This window comes from Pseudomonas sp. P5_A2_2, from assembly GCF_054177685.1.
Genome location: NZ_JBGCUL010001270.1, coordinates 1 through 1,135, shown reverse-complemented (window position 1 = coordinate 1,135; position 1,135 = coordinate 1). Strand labels below are relative to the sequence as shown.

Below are 1,135 nucleotides of genomic sequence, written 5' to 3'. Positions count from 1 at the left end.
AGCAAGCTCGCTCCCACAATGTTTTTTGCAGTGGCTCAGAGGGTGAAGTCACCTTCAGCCGCCAACTCGCTCAACGGACGACGCGGGCTGGGTTCTTCGCGGGCTTGCAGGTAGTCCGCCAGGCTCGCCTTGTCCCCCAGCTTGCCCACCGCGACGGCGGCGTGCAGGGCGTAGCCTTCAGGAATGTTCAGCTCCTTGCGGGTCAGTTCCTGGTCGAAACCGGCCATGCCGTGGGTGTGCCAGCCGCTCAGGCTCGCTTGCAAGGCCAGGTGGCCCCAGGCGGAACCGGTGTCGAAGGTGTGCCACAGGGCCGGGGTTTCTTCGCTGGCGCCAGGCGCGGTGAAGGTGGTTTTCGAAATCACGATCACCAGGGCCGAAGCATGTTGCGCCCAGCTGCGGTTGAATTCGTTCAGCAGGCCCAGGTAGCGCTCCCAGTTCGGCGTGTCGCGACGTGCGTAAAGGAAGCGCCAGGGTTGCGAGTTGTAGGCCGAGGGTGCCCAGCGGGCGGCTTCGAAGAAGCTCAGCAGGGTTTCCTCTGGAATCGTTTCGCCAGTGAAGGCGCGGGGCGACCAGCGGTCGGTGAACTGAGGGTGAATGGCGTAATCGGCAACGCGTGGGTTGGCACTCATCATGAGATTCCTTGCTACGTTTGAAAGTGGGAGCGACGCAAAACCCTACTTGGCAGCGCAAAAACTGACAAGCCCGTTCTACCGACAGTCGCCAATGCTTGGCCCGCGGGCCTTCGGGCACTAGACTGGCGGCCTTTTCACCACCTGATGTCGATGCTCGAACCATGGCCGCCAAAGTAGAACCGTTCTGGATACGCAAGACCCTCGATCAACTCGATCAGGAGGAATGGGAGTCGCTGTGCGACGGCTGTGGATTGTGCTGCCTGCAAAAGCTTGAAGACGAAGACGACAACAGCGTCTATTACACGCGCATCGCCTGCAAACTGCTGGACCTGAAAACCTGCCAGTGCACGGACTATCCCAACCGTCGTGACTCTGTGCCGGACTGTATCCAGCTCACGCCGGGCAAGGCCGACGAATTCAAATGGCTGCCACCGACCTGCGGCTATCGCCTGGTCAGCGAAGGCAAGGACCTGCCGCTGTGGCATCACCTGGTGTGCGGTGAT

The 1,135-nt window shown here is 61.1% G+C and carries 2 protein-coding genes; one reads left to right on the top strand and one right to left on the bottom strand.

Features of this window, described 5'->3' with window-relative positions; translation table 11 throughout:
• Positions 1-35 precede the first annotated feature (35 nt).
• Positions 36-629: a nitroreductase family protein gene (locus tag ACXRVY_RS30725; protein ID WP_095945370.1), complete on the bottom strand. Its 594-nt coding sequence runs from the start codon at positions 627-629 to the stop codon at positions 36-38.
• A 164-nt stretch (positions 630-793) separates the two neighbouring features.
• Here ACXRVY_RS30725 and ACXRVY_RS30720 point away from each other — a divergent pair.
• Positions 794-1,135 (top strand): YcgN family cysteine cluster protein (locus tag ACXRVY_RS30720; protein WP_458239169.1); only part of this gene is annotated, 342 nt, incomplete at its 3' end.

Coding starts and splice junctions, on each gene's coding strand:
- ACXRVY_RS30725 (WP_095945370.1), bottom strand. CDS start 629: ATGAGTGCCAACCCACGCGTTGCCGATTACGCCATTCACCCTCAGTTC.